Genomic DNA, 16,177 nt, shown 5'->3' with positions numbered 1-16,177 from the left:
CGAGGAATCCGTCAACGACGAAGGGATCATCCGTGAAGACGAGGAAGCACGCTCGGGGCCTCGCCGCCGCCGTCCTGCTGGGAACGGCCGCGGCCGCACTGACCGGCTGCGCGAGCGGCACCGGGGGCGACTCCGGCTCCGCCGCGGGAGGCAGCTACACGTTCTGGGACCCGTACCCCCAGTTCGACGAGTCGTCCGACTGGGCGAAGCTCATCGACTCCTGCGGGACCGAGGCCGGCGTCACCGTCGAGCGCACCGGCTACGACACCACCGACCTGACCAACAAGGCGCTGCTCGCCGGTCAGCAGGGCAACTCGCCCGACCTCCTGCTCGTCGACAACCCCGTGGTCTCGACGCTCGCGGAGTCGGGCATCCTGACCACGACCGCCGAGTCCGGGCTCTCCACCGAGGGGATCGACGCGAACATCCTCGCGGCCGGCCAGACCGGCAGCGACACCTTCGGCGTGCCGATCGGCGCCAACACGCTCGCGCTGTACTACAACAAGGCCGTGCTCGAGAAGGCCGGCGTGGACGCCGCCTCCATCACCGACTGGGCCGGGCTGACCGACGCGCTCGAGAAGGTCACCGCCTCCGGCGGCAAGGGCATCACGTTCTCCGGCATCGGCACGGAGGAGGGGACCTTCCAGTTCCTGCCGTGGTTCTGGGGCTCCGGCGCCGAGCTGACCGACCTCGACTCGCCCGCCGCGGTCGACGCCGTCTCGCTCTGGAGCGACTGGCTGGAGAAGGGCTACGCGCCCAACTCCGTGATCGGCAACACGCAGACCACGAGCTGGCAGGAGTTCGAGACCGGCGAGTACGCGTTCGGCGAGAACGGCACCTGGCAGCTGGCCAACGCGAAGGCCTCGGGCATCGACTACGGCGTCCTGACCATCCCGTCGAAGGACGGCGGAGCGGCCCCCGCACCGACCGGAGGCGAGTTCCTCACCCTCCCGGTGCAGTCGGACACGGCGCGCTACGAGACCTCGAAGAAGATCGCCGAGTGCCTGACCTCGACGAGCAGCCTGGTCACGACCGACAACACGCTCTCGTACATCGCGCCGACGGCCGAGGCGCAGCAGGAGCAGGTCGCCGGCAACGCCGACCTCGAGCCGTGGGTCACCGCCGTGCAGGCCGCGAAGGGCCGCACCTCGGACGATCTCGGCACGAAGTACCCGAAGATCTCGGAGCAGCTGTGGGGCGCGGTGCAGACCGTGCTCAGCGGCTCGCAGTCTCCCGAGGACGCCCTGAAGGCCGCCCAGTCGGCCGCCGAATCCGCCACGAAGTAGGACGACCGGGGGCTCCCGCTCCCCGAACGAGGTCCTTCCGGCCGGTGCTCCGCGCACCGGCCGGGGGGACGGGAGAGACCATGACCACTGCCACCGAGACCGCCCGCCTCCTGCGGCGCGGCACCGAGCCGCCGGCCCCGCCCGCCCCGGCCGCCGAGAGCCGTCGGCGCCGCCGGCGCCCCGAGGGCGGCCGCCTGGTCGCGTGGGCGTTCCTCGCCCCGCTCGTCGCCTACCTGCTCGTCTTCTACGCGTTCCCGCTCTACCGCAACCTCGAGCTGAGCCTGAAGGACTACACGGTCCGCTCGTTCGTGCAGGGGAACGCGCCCTTCGTCTGGTTCGACAACTACGTCCAGGTGTTCCAGGACGCGACCTTCGGCCCGGCGCTGCTGCACACGGCGGTCTTCACCGGCGTCTCGCTCCTCTTCCAGTTCACGCTGGGGCTGGCGCTCGCCGTGTTCTTCTACCGCCGCTTCCCGCTGGCGAGCACGCTCCGGGCACTGTTCCTGGTGCCGTGGCTCCTGCCGCTGATCGTCTCGGCCTCGACCTGGTCGTGGATGCTCAACAGCGACTCCGGCATCGTGAACGCGTTCCTGGAGTCGTTCGGGATCGGCCAGATCAACTGGCTCACCTCGCCGACCACCTCGCTGATCGCGGTCCTGATCGCGAACATCTGGATCGGCATCCCGTTCAACCTGGTGATCCTCTACTCCGGCCTGCAGAACATCTCGCAGGACCTCTACGAGGCGGCCTCGCTCGACGGCGCGACCGGCGCCCAGCAGTTCTGGCGGATCACGCTGCCGCTGCTGCGCCCGGTGTCGGCGATCACGATCCTGCTCGGCCTCGTCTACACGCTGAAGGTGTTCGACATCATCTGGATCATGACGAAGGGCGGCCCCGCCGACTCCTCGACCACGCTCGCCACCTGGACGTACCAGCTCGGCTTCGGCTCGATGCTGCCCGACTTCGGACCGGCCGCGGCCGTCGGCAACCTGCTGATCATCCTGGCCCTCGTCTTCGGCCTCGTGTACATCCGGGTCCAGCGGAAGCAGGCCGACTCGTGACCGCCCGCCGCCCCTGGTATCTCACGGTGGTCGGGATCGCCCTCACGGCGGTCATGCTGTTCCCCGTCTACTGGATGATCAACGTCTCCCTCACTCCGACCGGCTCGATGCGGAAGGATCCGCCGGACTGGTTCCCGTTCTCGCCCACGTTCACCGGCTACCAGGCGGTGCTGAGCGAGCAGCTGCCCTACCTGGGCACCAGCCTCGTCGTCGGCCTCGGCACCGTGCTGCTGACCGTGGCGATCGCCGCTCCCGCCGCCTACTCGCTGGCGAAGCTGCGGCCCCGCGGCGGGCAGGCCCTCTCGTTCGTGCTGCTGATCGCGCAGATGATCCCGGCGATCATCATGGCGATGGGCTTCTACGCCATCTACCTCAACCTGGGGCTGCTCAACTCGATCCCGGGCCTGATCGTGGCCGACTCCACCATCGCGGTGCCGTTCGGCGTGCTGATCTTCACGGCCTTCATGTCGGGGATCCCCGACGAGCTCACCCAGGCGGCCCGGATGGACGGAGCGAGCGCCTGGCGCACCTTCACCTCGGTGATCATGCCGATCAGCCGCAACTCCGTCGTCACCGTCTCGCTGTTCGCGTTCCTCTGGGCCTGGTCGGACTTCATCTTCGCCTCGACGCTCGACAGCGGCGGGAAGCTCCAGCCGATCACCCTCGGCATCTACAAGTACATCGGCAACAACAACCAGGAGTGGAACTCGATCATGGCGACCGCCGTGGTCGCCTCGCTCCCGGCCGCCGTCCTCCTCGTCGTCGCCCAGCGGTACGTCTCGGCGGGAGTCACCGCCGGCGCCGTCAAGGACTGACCCGTCCCTCCAAGGAGACACCGTGACCCTCACCGCCCCCACCGCCACCGCCCTCGGCGGCCCGGTCGCCCCCTCGCGGAGCGTGCTCCGGCCGCTCCGCCAGGACGAGATCCGCCTCACCGGCGGCTTCTGGAAGCACTACCAGGACCTCAACTCCTCCGCCGTCATCGAGCACTGCCGCTCGTGGATCGAGCGCGTCGGCTGGGCCGGCAACTTCGACCGCGCGGCCGACGGCTCGATCTCGTCCGCCGAGAGCGGCGACGCGCACGCGGGCATCGAGTTCGTGGACTCCGAGGTCTACAAGCTCCTCGAGGCCATGGCCTGGGAGCTCGGCCGGAGCGACGACACCGGGCTGCAGGAGCGGTACGACGACCTCGTCGCGCGGGTCGCCTCCGCCCAGGACCCGGACGGCTACCTGCACACGAGCTTCGGCCGGCCCGGCCAGCGTGCGCGCTACTCCGATCTGGAGTGGGGCCACGAGCTGTACAGCTTCGGGCACCTGATCCAGGCCGCCGTGGCGCGGCTCCGCACCGGGCACGACGACCTCCTGCCGCAGGTCGCCCGACGGCTCGCCGACCACGTGCACCGCGAGTTCGGGCCCGAGGGGAGGGTCGCCGTGTGCGGCCACCCCGAGATCGAGCCGGCGCTCGCCGAGCTGGCGCGGGCGACGGGGGAGGAGCGCTACCTCGAGCTGGCCCGCCTCTTCGTGGAGCGGCGCGGGACGGGGACGCTGAAGCCGATCGCGTTCGGCGCCGAGTACTTCCAGGACGACGTGCCCGTGCGCGACGCGGAGGTGCTGCGCGGCCACGCGGTGCGGGCCCTCTACCTCGCCTCCGGGGCTCTCGATGTCGCGGTCGAGACCGGCGACGCCGAGCTGGAGGAGGCGGTCAGGCGCCAGTGGGAGGCGACCGTCGAGCGGCGGACCTACGTCACGGGCGGGATGGGCTCGCACCACCAGGACGAGGCGTTCGGCGCCGACTACGAGCTGCCGCCGGATCGCGCCTACGCCGAGACCTGCGCGGCGATCGGCTCCACGATGCTCAGCTGGCGGCTCCTGCTCGGCTCGAACGAGCACCGCTACGCGGACCTGATGGAGCGGACGCTGCTGAACGCGGTGCTCCCCGCCACCCGCGAGGACGGCCGCGCCTTCTTCTACACGAACACGCTGCAGCAGCGCGTCGACGGAGTGGCTCCGGACGAGTCGCGCGAGACCGACCGCGCGCAGTCCAGCCTCCGCGCGCCCTGGTTCTGGGTCTCGTGCTGCCCGACCAACACCGCCCGCACCCTCGCGAGCGTCGAGCTCGGCTTCGCGACCGCCACCGACGACGGGGTGCAGCTGCACCAGTACGGCGCGTACGAGGTGCGCACCGGAGGCGTCGCGCTGCGCGTCGAGACGGAGTACCCGGCCGACGGCGAGATCGTCGTGCGGATCCTCGAGGACGCGGAGTTCGCGTTGACGCTGCGGGTGCCGCCGTTCGCGCGGGGCTCGGCGCTGCTCGACGGCGAGCCGGTCTCGACGCCGACTGTCACCGTCCGCCGGGCGTTCTCCGCCGGCGACACCGTGCGGCTCTCGCTGCCGATGACGGCCCGCTTCGTCGCCCCGCACCCCCGGATCGACGCGGTGCGCGGCCAGGTCGCCCTCGAGCGCGGGCCGTTCGTGCTGGCGATCGAGTCGCTCGACCTGCCCGAGGGCCTGGACACCGAGCACATCGCGGTCGACGCCTCGGTGCCGCCCGTCGTGACGGCGGAGGGAGCGCGCGTGTCCCTCGTGGCGCGCGAGGCGGCTCCCGGCTGGCCCTACGGTTCCGTGCCGGTGGAGGAGGGGCGCCGCTTCGAGGTGGAGTTCCGGCCGTACCACCGCTGGGCGAACCGCGGACCGTCGACGATGCGGATCTGGACGCCGACGGCCTGACCCGGCGGCGCTCGCGAGAACGCAGAAGTCGTCGCACCCGAGTGTGAGTGCGACGACTTCCGCGTTGTCGGCGGGGGACCGGTGGAGGGGAGCCGGGCTCCCCTCCGACCGGCTCAGCCCTGGGGCGAGGAGAGACTGACCTGGCGCGCCTCCATCGCGAACATCGAGAGGTTCGGGTGGATGCCCGCCGCGGACGAGTCGCCGTAGGGCTGCGCGATCCAGCGCGTGCTCTGCGGCTGGCAGATCCCGTGGTCCTCGGACTGCGAGCGGATGTCGACCAGCCGCAGCTGACCGGCGGGGAGCCCGAGGTCGCTCGAGATCGCGGTGAGCGTGGAGGCCTCGGTGGTGGTCAGCGTGTCGAGCAGGTTCTGCAGATACGTCGACTCCGCCGCGGTGTAGCTCCAGGCGGGATCGCTGCCCGATGCCGCGCCGGAGCAGGAGACCGAGGTCCCCGGCCTGCCGAACACCGACGGGTAGCTGATGAACCGGATCTGCACCGACGAGGTGCCGTCCTTCTTCGTGGCGGCGAGGATCTGCTCGACGATCGGCTTGAGGTTCGCCTTCATCGCCGCAACGGTGATGTCGCCCTTCCGAGTTCCGCCCTTCGTTCCGTTCCAGTTCGGGACGCCGTTGCCGTCGACGCACGAGGTCGTCCTGTCGCAGGCGTACATCGCTCCGGTCACCGTGCCCTCGTACCTCTTGCCAGCGGAGTTCGTGCCGGAGTAGACGTCGTTGCCGCCGACCGAGACGGTCACCGTCTTCGTCCCCCAGCCGAGCGCTCCCGCTCCGCGCCACGGGTTCGCGGCGTAGCCGGTCGCGGCCTCGGCGAGCTCGTCGCCCTGACCGGTCGACGTCGCGATGGACTGGCTGGTGTCGGAGGGGCAGGACGCGTCGTAGAAGGTGTCGCGCTGCCCGAAGCGGTCGGCGAGGTACTGCACCTGGTTCCAGCGGGAGCGCTGGCAGGCGCCGCGGTCCACTCCGCCGCTCTTGATGAACTGGCGAGCGTTCTGGTCGGTGAAGGTCGAGACGCCGGGACCGGCCGCGTAGGAGCTGCCGAAGCCGACCGTCGTGGCCCAGCCCATCCCGGTCGGGACGACGGTGAGGCGGTCGAGGTTGAAGCCGCCCTTCTTCACCAGGACGTAGAGCGCGTGCGTCCCTGCGGGGATCGGCACGTTCTGCACGACCTGGGTGCGCCAGGTCTGCCAGCCGTTCGTGTTCGGGATCGTGGTGTCCGCGGGGCTGACGATGTTCGACCGGTCGTCCAGCGCGTAGGCGATCACTCCCGAGTCGAAGCCGCTGGCGACGCGGGCGCTGATGTCGAACGCCCCGGCGCTGTCGGCGTGCACGTCGTAGCGGAGCCACTCCCCGTCGTCGGTCCCGCCGACGTCGAAGTTGTCGCCCTGCGAGGACTCGACCGACGAGGACTCGAGGTCGACGTCGCCGCCGCGGTAGTAGCCGACGAGCGGCAGGCCGCGGTACGTCGTGTTCCCGTTGCCCGCCGTGGTGTCGTGGTAGCCCGTTCCCTCGCCACCGGCCGCCCAGTCCTCCGCCTCGATGGTGCTGCCGGCGGTGATGTCGGTGATGCGCGACGCGGTGAGAGTGCGCAGGTCGATGAGTCCGCTCGCGACCACGGTGAGGGTGTGGGTGCCCGCCGGAAGAGTGACTCCGGAGACGGACCGGTCGGCCCAGGCTCCCGCGGTGGTGGATGCCGGGAGGGTCGCGAGCGGCTGCCCGTCGAGCAGGATGCTCGCCCCGCCGGTGAGGTTGTTCGTGGTCCGGAGCCGCAGCGCGAGGTCGTAGCGGCCGCCGGCGACGACGTCCACCGTGTAGTTCAGGCGGTCGCCCGAGGCGAGCCCGACGACGGCCTCGCCGCCCCCGTAGGTGGTGTCCGTGCTGGTCGCCAGGTTCACCGCGTCGGGGCGGTAGCCGCTCGTCGTGCTCTGCGGCTGGGCGATCGAGTAGCCGACGCCGGAGCCGCCGTCGTTGTAGTCCTGGGCGAAGACCACGCCGGGGAGCACTCCCGCGTTCGTGCTGTAGCCGGAGGCGAGGCCGCCGGTCACGGTCGAGCGGTGCGCGTCGCCGGTCGCGGGCAGCGGGGAGACGCGGACGCCGGCGAGCGAGGGCGTACCCTGTCGCGCGACGGTCGCGAGGTTCAGCGTGCCGTCGGAGACGGCGACGACGGCGCTCGCCGTGGAGGCGCTGCGGGCACCGGATCCGGCCGCGAAGGGATCGACGCCACTGAACGCGGTCGCTCCCTCCGCTGTCACGTCGAAGACGTTCTGCCCGGCAGCGGTCCCCGCGTTCTCGCTGAGGAGGAGGGAGACGCGGTAGCGGCCGTTCGGGACCGGCAGTGCGTACGAGACGGCGCCGGTGCGGGTGGTGCGGTAGAGCGTGTCGTCGGCCGTGTTCGCGATGTCGCCCGCGACCTGCGCGGTGGCGCCGCCGGAGACGAGCCCGGAGTCGCCGGTGAAGTGCTCGGAGGCGATGTCGCTGTAGCCGGCGGTCGCTCCGGGCGAGAGCGCGTAGCTGCTCTTCGCCCCGGCCCAGGTGTAGGTCGAGGTCGAGTGGGCCTGCAGCTTCGCGGTGAAGCCGGTGGTCCCCTCGCCGACGGTCGCCGTCGTGGCGGGTCCGCTGTTCACGACGACGAGCACGCGGCTTCCGTCGGGGTTCTCGAACGCGGTCTGAGCGACGTCGTCGCCGGTCAGTCCGCCCTCGGCGCCGATGCGGTGCGCGCCGGGCTTCACGAACTTCGAGAACTGCGCCAGCTCGTAGAACTTGGGCATGTACGAGACCGTCGCCGCGGATCCACTGGTGTCCACCTCGACGAGGGGCTCCTGCGGAGCAGAGAGGTCGGTGACCGGTCCGCCGTTCTGGTCGAGCACCATGTTCCAGTAGATGTACGCGCTCTGACCGTGGTTGATCTGCTTGACGATCTCCTTCGCCCACTTCTCGTCGCGGATGTAGTTGGTGGGCTCCGCCTGGCCGAGGTCGGTGTGCTCGCTCATCCAGGAGGAGTACCCCGGGCTGGACTGGGCGAAGAGGTCGAGGTTGGCGTCGGAGCAGTAGTTCTGCCCGAAGTCGCACTCGTAGGGGTGGAAGTCCGCGCCGGAGGCGTACGGCTTCACGGCCGGGTCGTTGAGGACGTTGGACGGGTAGTACCAGTGGTCCTGGTTGTGCTCGTAGACGCGGATCTTCGTTCCGGTGCTCTGTGCGGCGAAGGTGGGGCCGAGGTAGGAGCCGACGAACTGCGCCATCTGCGAGTCGGTCCAGAGAGTCGCCTCGAATGATGCGGGGTTCTCGGGCTCGTTCTGCACCGAGACGTCGGTGACGTCGATCCCCTGCTGCTTGTAGGCGGCGACGTACTTCGCGAAGTAGTCGGCGTAGGCCTGGTAGTAGCGGGGATCGACGGACGGGGCGACGAGGGAGGCGTCGCCGGAAGCGGTCGGCTTCCCGAGGAGGGACTTGTTGTTCTTGAGCCAGGAGGGCGCAGTCCACGGCGAGGCCATGAGGCGGAAGGGTCCGCCGGCGGAAGCCTGGGCGGCCTTGATGTAGGGGATCAGGTACTGCTGGTCCCGCGCGACCGAGAAGTCGTTCAGGCCGAAGTCGCCGTCCGTCTCGTCGTAGGAGTAGTGGTCCAGCGCGAAGTCGTTGGACCCGATCGAGGTGCGGGCGATCGAGAAGCCCGCTCCGGTCCCGGGGTCGAAGAGCTGGTCCATCACGGCGCCGCGCTGCGCGGCGCTGACGCTCGGGCGGTTGAGCACGTCCCAGCCCGCCTCGTTGAAGGTGGCGCCGAAGCCGTCGATGGCCTGGTGCTGCTGAGCGGCGTCGATGCGGATGTCGGGGACGGCGCCGTTGAGGCTGCCGAAGGTGGTCGCGGTCTTGGTGGCGAGGCGGTCGGCCGCGAGTGCGGTCTGGGTGACCGACACGGTGGTGCCGGAGGGGGCTGCGACGGCGGACGTGGCGAGGGCGCCCGTCGTCAGTCCGGCCGAGGCCAGCGCTGCGATCGCCGCGGCGGCGATCACGATTCTCGGTTTCATGGTTCTCCTCATCGAGTTCCCGCTCGGAGCGGTCTGGGCACACGATAAGGACTTACCAAGTCGTAAGTAAACACCGACCGCAGAAATGGACTGAACGCGGCTGGAGTCCGTCACGGCCCGCAGGACCGCCCGGTGGGCGTCGGCGCGGCCGGCCGGAGTGGCGCTTCGGACGCACCGGAGCGCTCCCGAGAGGGGGTGGCGCGGCGGGGATCAGCGCAGGCGCGCGAGCAGCGACTCGATGACCAGCTGGACGCTGCGCCGCATGGTGACGCGGCGGTCGCTGAGGAGCCACTGCGTCTGCAGTCCGTCCATCGTCGCGATGATGACGGAGGCGGCCTCGGCCACCTCCACGTCCTCCGGATCGCGACCGGTCGCGTCGGCGACGGCCGAGGTGATCATCGAGCGGAGGCCCTCGTAGCGCTGGGCGAAGAAGGCGCGGGCGGGGTGGTTGTCGGTGACGGACTCGCCCAGCAGCACCGTGTAGGTCTGCACGATCCCGGGCCGCAGAGCGTTGGCGGCGGCGGTGTCGATGAGGTGGTCGAGCAGGGCGGCGCCGCGCGGGGCGTGGTGCCCCTCCAGGTCGGCGACGTCCGCGTCGTCGCGGTACTCGAGCAGTGCGATGAGCAGCTGCTCCTTGGAGCCGAAGTGGTGGAGGACGCCGGCGTGCGTCATGCCCACGCGCTCGGCGATGTCGGCGAGGGAGCCGTTCGCGTAGCCGTGCTCCCCGAACACGGCCATCGCCGCGTCGAGGATCTCCTTGCGCCGCTGCCCCGACCGCTTCTGCGGCCTCTGCGCCTTGCCCGCCCCCGATGCGGCAGGCGCCGGCCAGCTCTGCTGTGCCCTCATCCGCGCCCCTTCCGCCGAGTCGATTCTACCTCTCGAAAAATTTACTTACCGGTCTGTCAGTAACTGTGTGATGATGACTCCCATCAGCCCGACCCGATGGAGCGACGACGATGATGTCACCCCCTACTTCCCACCTCCCCGACGACTTCGTCTGGGGTCTCGCCACCTCCGCGTACCAGATCGAGGGCGGAGTGCGGCAGGACGGCCGCACGGCCAGCATCTGGGACACCTTCGCGCACACCCCCGGCCGCACCCGCCACGGCGACACCGGCGACACCGCGTGCGATCACCGACGGCTCTGGGAGGCGGACCTCGACCTGCTGGTCGAGCTCGGCGTCCCCGCCTACCGCCTCTCGCTCTCGTGGACGCGCCTGCAGCCCGGAGGCCGCGGACCGCTGAACCCCGCCGGCGTCCGCTGGTACCGCGAGCTCCTGAGCGGCCTGCACGCCCGGGGCATCCGCCCCTTCGTCACGCTCTACCACTGGGACCTCCCGCAGGAGCTCGAGGACGAGGGCGGCTGGACGGCGCGCTCCACGGCCCGCGCCTTCGCCGAGTACGCCGGAGCGGTCGCCGCGGCCCTCGGCGATCTCACCGGGGACTGGATCACCATCAACGAGCCGTGGTGCGCGGCGTTCCTGGGCTACGGCCTCGGTGTGCACGCCCCCGGCCGCTCCAGCACCCGCGACGCCGTCACGGCGGCCCACCACCTCAATCTCGCGCACGGCCTGGCCACCCGCTCGATCCGCACGGCGGCCCCCGGTGCCCGCATCGGAGTCACGAACATCGTCGCGGACCTGGTTCCCGCCACTCCCGACGACCTCGACGCCGTCGAGCGCCTCGACGCCGTGAACCACCAGCTGTTCCTCGCGCCGGTCTACCGCGGGGAGTACACGCCGCGGACCCGGGCCCTGCTGGACCCGTGGGGGCTCTCGGACGCCGTTCTCCCCGGCGACCTGGCGATCATCGCCGAGCCGACCGACTTCGTCGGCATCAACCACTACCAGCGCGTCGTGGTCGAGGACGACGCGGACGGCGGGGCGGCCCGGGTGCGCGAGACGCCCGCGGGCTCGGAGCACACCTCGTTCGGCTGGTCGGTCACTCCGGAGGCGCTCACCGCCGTCCTGCTCCGCGTCACCTCCCGCTACTCCGATCTGCCCGTCTACATCACGGAGAACGGGGCGAGCTTCCACGACTACGTCGACCCCGAGGGCCGCGTACTCGACCCCGAGCGGATCGACTACCTCGCCGGCTACATCGGAGCGATCGACGCCGCCGCCGCGCAGGGTGTGCCCGCGGCCGGCTACTTCGCCTGGTCCTTCCTCGACAACTTCGAGTGGGGCGAGGGCTACGACAAGCGCTTCGGCCTCGTCCACGTCGACTTCGGCACGCAGAAGCGCACGCCCAAGCAGTCCGCCTCCTTCTACCGCGACGTCATCGCCGCGCACCGCTCCTCCGCCGCCGCCCCCGCGGCGGCCCTCACCCGCTAGCCCCACCCCCCACGAGAAAGCGAACTTCGATGAAGAAGCTCATCACCGCGATCGCCCTGACCGCCGTCACCGGGATCGCCCTGACCGGCTGCGCCGTCGGCAGCGCCGGATCCTCCGACGGCTCGACGACCCTCACCTTCCAGAACCAGTTCTCGGACGCCGAGACGGCCGAGGCGCAGAAGCTGGTCGCGGAGTACCACGAGGCCCACCCCGACGTCACCGTCACCCTGGCGCGTGACAACGACTCCTCCTACTACGACAAGCTCGTCACGCAGATCTCGGCGGGCAAGGGCCCTGACATCGTGCGCCTGGAACCGCCGAAGGTGGCGCAGTACGCGGCCAGCGGATTCCTCGCCCCCGTCGAGGACTCGCTCGGCGACAGCTCCGACTACTTCGAGAACACCATCACCGCAGCCACCCGCGACGGCCACGTCTACGGCGTCCCGCAGGACGTCTCGACGCTCGCGCTGTTCTACCGGAAGGACCTGCTGACCGCGGCGGGGATCGACGCGCCGCCGACGACCTGGGAGGAGCTGACCGCCGACGCGCAGAAGCTCACCGCCGACGGCAAGTACGGCATCGGCCTCTTCGGCGGCTGGGGCGCGTACGAGTTCTACCCCTGGCTCTGGCAGTCGGGCGCCGAGGTGATGGCCGACTCCGGAAGCGAGGTCGCCTTCGACTCGGCCGACGGGGTCCGCGCCCTCGAGCTCTGGACCGACCTGCAGAAGACCGCGATGCCCGCGGGCATGGCGACCGCCACCGAGGACGACGTCCGCGGCCCGTTCACGAACGGCGACATCGCGATGATGACCTCCGGCCCTTACATGACGTCGATCCTCGAGGCCTCGGGCCTCCAGGACGACCAGTGGGGTGTCGCGCCGCTGCCTGCGGACGCGACCAGCGCCTCCGTGCTGGGCGGGATGGACCTGTCGGTCCTGGCGAGCAGCCCGCACCAGGAGCAGGCGGGTGACTTCCTGAGCTGGTGGGCCTCCGACGACGTGCAGTCGCGCTGGGCTGACGACCTGGGCTATGTGCCCGCGAAGAAGTCGCTCTACGAGCAGGCGCCCTTCACCGACGACCCGACCGTCGCGACCTTCGGCACCATCATCGAGGCGTCGAAGTCGCGGCCGACCGTGGCCCGCGCCGCGGACGTCGACTCGGCGCTCGGCAACGCCGTCGCCGCAGCCCTGTCCGGCGCGGCCAGTCCGCAGGAGGCGCTCGACGAGGCGGCGCAGAAGGCGAACAGCGCGCTCGATGAGTAGCCAGACGCTCCTCGCGGCCGCCGTGCGCCCCCGTGCACGGCGGCCCCGCCGCGACGGTGTCGCACCGGCGGTGATGCTCGCGCCGATCTCGATCGCCGCCGTCGTCGTGATCGGCCTGCCGATCCTCTTCGTGATGGTCGAGAGCTTCTTCGACGTGAACCCCAGCCGCCATGTGGGCTGGCAGTGGACCGGCCTGGACAACTACGCCCGGATCGCCGGCGACAGCGAGCTCGGCCCGGTCATGCTGAACAGCGCGGTCTGGACCTTCGGCTCCGTCGCGCTGCAGTTCGTGCTCGCGTTCGCCGCCGCTCTGATCGTCCGCGAAGCCCTCCAGGGGCGGGCGTGGGCCTGGCTCCGCGCCGCGTACGTGGTCCCGTGGGCGACGCCGATCATCGTCGGAGCGATGTCGTGGCGCTGGCTCTACCAGCCGCAGTTCGGCCTGCTCAACGATGTGCTCCAGCGCGTCGGTCTCGGCGACCTCCAGCACGCGTGGCTCAGCGACCCTTCGACGGCTCTCGCCGCGGTGATGGTCACCAACGTGTGGCGCGGCTTCCCGTTCATCATGATCATGCTGCTCTCGGGTATGGCGGCCATCCCCGACGAGGTCTACGAGGCGGCCCGCGTCGACGGCGCCCGCACCGGGCAGCGGATCCTCTGGATCACTCTGCCGCTGCTGCGTCCCGTGATCCTCCTCAGCACGCTCATGTCGCTGATCTGGACGTTCAACAACTTCGGCCTCATCTACGTGATGACGCAGGGCGGCCCGGACGGCGCCAGCGACATCCTCACCACGTTCGTCTACAAAAACGCGTTCCAGCGCTTCGACTTCGGCTACGCGAGCGCCCTCTCGGTGTTCCTCTTCGTGATCGTCGCCGCCGGGTCCCTCCTCTACGTCCGCGCACTCGGGAAGGGCGCCCTGAAATGACCGCCACCGTCGACCGGCCCGTGCTCACTCCGAGCACCCCCGTCCCTCCGCCCCGTCCGCCCCGGCGCGTGCGCCGCCGGCCCCGCCCCGGCATCGTCGCCGTGCGGATGCTCGGCGTCGTCATCGGCGTCTTCGCCGTCGTGCCGGTGCTCTGGACCGTCCTCGCCTCGTTCAAGGACGGCACCGAGATCTTCCGGAGTCCGCCGACGATCCTGCCGGCGAACCCCACCATCGAGAGCTACCTCTACGTGCTCGGGCGGGGAGCCTTCTCGGCCTGGTTCGTCAATTCGCTGATCGTCTCGTTGTCGACCGTGGCGCTCGGGCTGCTGATCGGGGTACTCGGCGGCTACGCCCTCTCCCGCTATCGGATCCGCGGCAAGCGCTTCTTCCTCGTCGGCCTGATCATGACGCAGATGTTCCCGAGCGTGCTGCTGATCATCCCGCTGTTCTGGCTGGTCTCGAATGTGGGGCTGTACGACAGCATCGCGGCGCTCATCATCGCGGGCGTCTCCACATCGGCGCCGCTCGGCGTGTGGCTGATGAAGACCGCCTTCGACGAGATCCCGCGGGAGTTCGACGAGGCGGCGCGGATCGACGGCGCCGGAGCGTTCCGGACGCTCTTCAGCGTCGTGCTGCCCGCGGCCCGGCCGGGCGTCGTCGCGACCGGCATCTTCCTCTTCATCGGAGCGTGGGAGGAGTTCGTCTTCGCGCTCACCTTCACCAGCTCGGACCAGAACCGCACGCTGCCCGTCGGACTCTCGCAGCTCAGCTCGGCGTTCGAGGTGCACTGGAACGACGTCTCGGCGATGAGCGTGCTCGTGCTGATCCCCTCGCTCGTCCTCTTCGTGTTCATCCAGCGCTGGCTGCTGGGCGGGGCGATCGCGGGCGGAGTGAAGGGGTGAGCCTCGTCGAGCCGGGTGCCCTGCCGATCAGCGGTGAGGTGCAGTTCTGGCGCATGGAGCCGGAGGAGTGGGAGCCGGCGCTGCGCGCGGTGCAGGAGATCGGCATCGACACGGTCGCCACCTACCTCTCGTGGCGGCGGCACGAGCCGGTGCAGGGCACGCTCGATCTGCGCGGCACCCACGCGCCGGAGCTCGACGTGCACCGCTTCCTGCGCCTCTGCCGCGAGCGGGGTCTGCGCGTGATCCTCAAGCCGGGGCCGTGGATCTGCGCGGAGGAGCCCAACGGAGGTCTGCCCGACTGGGTGGTGGCCGATGACGCGCTGATCGCCCTCGATCACCGGGGCGAGCAGGTGTCCGGCTACAACCCGCCCTTCAAGCACCCGATGCCCAGCTGCTCGAGCCGCGCATACCGTGCCCTGGTCGAGAGGTGGATCCGCGCCGTCTGGAGCGACCTCGCGGAGTTCCTCGGCGAGGACGGCCCGGTCGTCGGCACCCAGTACGACAACGAGCCGAGCCTGGGGTTCCAGGACAGCATGCACGGCTTCGACTGGCACCCGGACGCACTGGCCGACTGGCACCGGTTCATCGGCGGGACGGTGGAGCCGCCGCGCCCGCGGACCGGGCCCCCCGAATCCGCGACCGCTCTCGAGTCGGCGTGGGCCCACTGGCACCGGGTCTACTTCGCGGACTACCTCGCGTGGCTCCGCGAGGTGACGGCCGACGCCGGCGCCGCGGTACTGGCGGGCACGATCAACCTCAACACCCACCCCGTGCGGGGCTGGCCGCAGGACGGGCGGGTGCTGGTCGAGGCGCTCGAGGGCACCGTGGTCGGCGAGGACCACTACTACGTGCCGCCGCTGGACGACCGCGACCTCGCGGGGCTGGCGCTCGCCGTGGCGCAGGCGCGCGCTTCGGCGACTCCGCTGGTCTGGTCTCCCGAGATGCAGGCGGGCATCTGGCGCTCGCCCGGCGAGGTCGTCGACTACCCGGACCCGACGGTTGAGGAGCAGGTGGCGTGGTGGGGAGCCGCTCTCGCCCTCGGCTACCAGGGCTTCAACCTGTACATGCTGGTCGACCGGGAGAACTGGGAGCACGCGCCGATCACGCGGAGCGGTGTCGTCACTCCGCTCGGACGCGCCCTCCAGCGGATGCTGCGCGAGCTGCGCGGGGTGCGGATCCGTCCGGGCTCCCGCCCGCTGCCGGCCACCGCGCTGGAGTGGGACGACCTCGCTCGGGTCGACGCCTACCGGGTGCGCGGCACGCAATCGGCGCCGGACACCGCCTGGGACTCGCCTGCCGCTCGCCGACGCTACGACGCGGTCGAGAAGCAGGCGCTCGAGGCGGTGCGAGCGGGCCGGCAGTTCGACCTCGGCGGGACCGCTTCGGGCGTCGCGATCGAAGCGCCGGCGGGGTTCCTCGTGCGGGCGCACGAGGACGCGCAGGGGGCGGTGCTGCTGTACGTCGTGCGGCTGCCCGGAGCGGCGGTGCGGGGTCCGGTGGAGCTCGGGGTGCCGCTCGCCTGGCGCGCGGTCCGGCGCGCGGACGCCCAGGTGCGGTGCGAGTCGGGGCGGGTCGTGCTGCCGGCGGCGGCGGACGTGTTCGAGATCTGGAGCGTGGAGGCCTGAGGCGGAGCGGCATCCGGCC

At 70.9% G+C, this 16,177-nt stretch carries 11 protein-coding genes; 9 read left to right on the top strand and 2 right to left on the bottom strand.

The window, feature by feature from the left end; all coding sequences use genetic code 11:
* Positions 1 to 32: 32 nt before the first annotated feature.
* From C5C39_RS02695 to C5C39_RS02680, 4 genes are all read left to right on the top strand, one after another.
* Positions 33 to 1,286 (top strand): extracellular solute-binding protein, encoded by a 1,254-nt coding sequence (locus C5C39_RS02695; protein ID WP_104352616.1) that lies wholly within the window; start codon positions 33 to 35, stop codon positions 1,284 to 1,286.
* An 80-nt stretch (positions 1,287 to 1,366) separates the two neighbouring features.
* A complete protein-coding gene (locus C5C39_RS02690) occupies positions 1,367 to 2,347 on the top strand; it encodes a carbohydrate ABC transporter permease (protein ID WP_104247032.1) in 981 nt (326 codons plus the stop codon).
* Positions 2,344 to 3,162: a carbohydrate ABC transporter permease gene (locus C5C39_RS02685; RefSeq protein WP_104222699.1), complete on the top strand. Its 819-nt coding sequence runs from the start codon at positions 2,344 to 2,346 to the stop codon at positions 3,160 to 3,162. The genes C5C39_RS02690 and C5C39_RS02685 overlap by 4 nt, the downstream gene beginning before the upstream one ends.
* 22 nt (positions 3,163 to 3,184) lie before the next feature.
* A complete protein-coding gene (locus tag C5C39_RS02680) occupies positions 3,185 to 5,074 on the top strand; it encodes a glycoside hydrolase family 127 protein (RefSeq protein ID WP_104352615.1) in 1,890 nt (629 codons plus the stop codon).
* 113 nt (positions 5,075 to 5,187) lie between these two features.
* Here C5C39_RS02680 and C5C39_RS02675 read toward each other — a convergent pair whose 3' ends face one another.
* Both C5C39_RS02675 and C5C39_RS02670 read right to left on the bottom strand, forming a co-directional pair.
* Positions 5,188 to 9,111, bottom strand: coding sequence for a carbohydrate-binding protein (locus C5C39_RS02675; protein WP_181136301.1), 3,924 nt, complete (start codon positions 9,109 to 9,111; stop codon positions 5,188 to 5,190).
* A 210-nt stretch (positions 9,112 to 9,321) separates the two neighbouring features.
* Positions 9,322 to 9,957 carry a TetR/AcrR family transcriptional regulator gene (locus C5C39_RS02670; protein ID WP_104237749.1) on the bottom strand — a complete coding sequence of 212 codons (636 nt, stop codon included), beginning with the start codon at positions 9,955 to 9,957 and terminating at the stop codon, positions 9,322 to 9,324.
* A gap of 110 nt (positions 9,958 to 10,067) precedes the next feature.
* Between C5C39_RS02670 and C5C39_RS02665 the strand changes: the two genes are divergently transcribed.
* Genes C5C39_RS02665 through C5C39_RS02645 form a run of 5 tightly spaced genes read left to right on the top strand, consistent with a single transcriptional unit; the run spans position 10,068 to position 16,158 of the window.
* Positions 10,068 to 11,444, top strand: coding sequence for a GH1 family beta-glucosidase (locus C5C39_RS02665; RefSeq protein ID WP_219813171.1), 1,377 nt, complete (start codon positions 10,068 to 10,070; stop codon positions 11,442 to 11,444).
* 29 nt (positions 11,445 to 11,473) lie between these two features.
* On the top strand, positions 11,474 to 12,706 hold the full coding sequence (locus C5C39_RS02660; RefSeq protein WP_104237748.1) for a sugar ABC transporter substrate-binding protein: 1,233 nt from the start codon (positions 11,474 to 11,476) through the stop codon (positions 12,704 to 12,706).
* A complete protein-coding gene (locus tag C5C39_RS02655; RefSeq protein ID WP_181136300.1) occupies positions 12,699 to 13,631 on the top strand; it encodes a carbohydrate ABC transporter permease in 933 nt (310 codons plus the stop codon). Before C5C39_RS02660 ends, C5C39_RS02655 begins: the two co-directional genes overlap by 8 nt.
* Positions 13,628 to 14,533, top strand: coding sequence for a carbohydrate ABC transporter permease (locus C5C39_RS02650; RefSeq protein WP_104314529.1), 906 nt, complete (start codon positions 13,628 to 13,630; stop codon positions 14,531 to 14,533). The genes C5C39_RS02655 and C5C39_RS02650 overlap by 4 nt, the downstream gene beginning before the upstream one ends.
* A complete protein-coding gene (locus C5C39_RS02645) occupies positions 14,530 to 16,158 on the top strand; it encodes a beta-galactosidase (RefSeq protein ID WP_104352612.1) in 1,629 nt (542 codons plus the stop codon). The genes C5C39_RS02650 and C5C39_RS02645 overlap by 4 nt, the downstream gene beginning before the upstream one ends.
* The last annotated feature ends 19 nt before the right edge of the window (positions 16,159 to 16,177 follow it).

The sequence above is a fragment of the Rathayibacter sp. AY1F3 genome (assembly GCF_002931975.1).
In the GTDB taxonomy this organism is placed as follows: Bacteria; Actinomycetota; Actinomycetes; order Actinomycetales; family Microbacteriaceae; genus Rathayibacter.
The sequence above is the reverse complement of the archived record's forward strand: the minus strand, read 5'-3'. Positions and strand labels throughout refer to the sequence as shown.

Excerpts from the sequence above, each read along its gene's own strand:
- C5C39_RS02690 (WP_104247032.1), top strand. The coding sequence starts at position 1,367 with ATGACCACTGCCACCGAGACCGCCCGCCTCCTGCGGCGCGGCACCGAG.
- C5C39_RS02675 (WP_181136301.1), bottom strand. The coding sequence starts at position 9,111 with ATGAAACCGAGAATCGTGATCGCCGCCGCGGCGATCGCAGCGCTGGCC.
- C5C39_RS02670 (WP_104237749.1), bottom strand. The coding sequence starts at position 9,957 with ATGAGGGCACAGCAGAGCTGGCCGGCGCCTGCCGCATCGGGGGCGGGC.
- C5C39_RS02665 (WP_219813171.1), top strand. The coding sequence starts at position 10,068 with ATGATGTCACCCCCTACTTCCCACCTCCCCGACGACTTCGTCTGGGGT.
- C5C39_RS02660 (WP_104237748.1), top strand. The coding sequence starts at position 11,474 with ATGAAGAAGCTCATCACCGCGATCGCCCTGACCGCCGTCACCGGGATC.
- C5C39_RS02655 (WP_181136300.1), top strand. The coding sequence starts at position 12,699 with ATGAGTAGCCAGACGCTCCTCGCGGCCGCCGTGCGCCCCCGTGCACGG.
- C5C39_RS02650 (WP_104314529.1), top strand. The coding sequence starts at position 13,628 with ATGACCGCCACCGTCGACCGGCCCGTGCTCACTCCGAGCACCCCCGTC.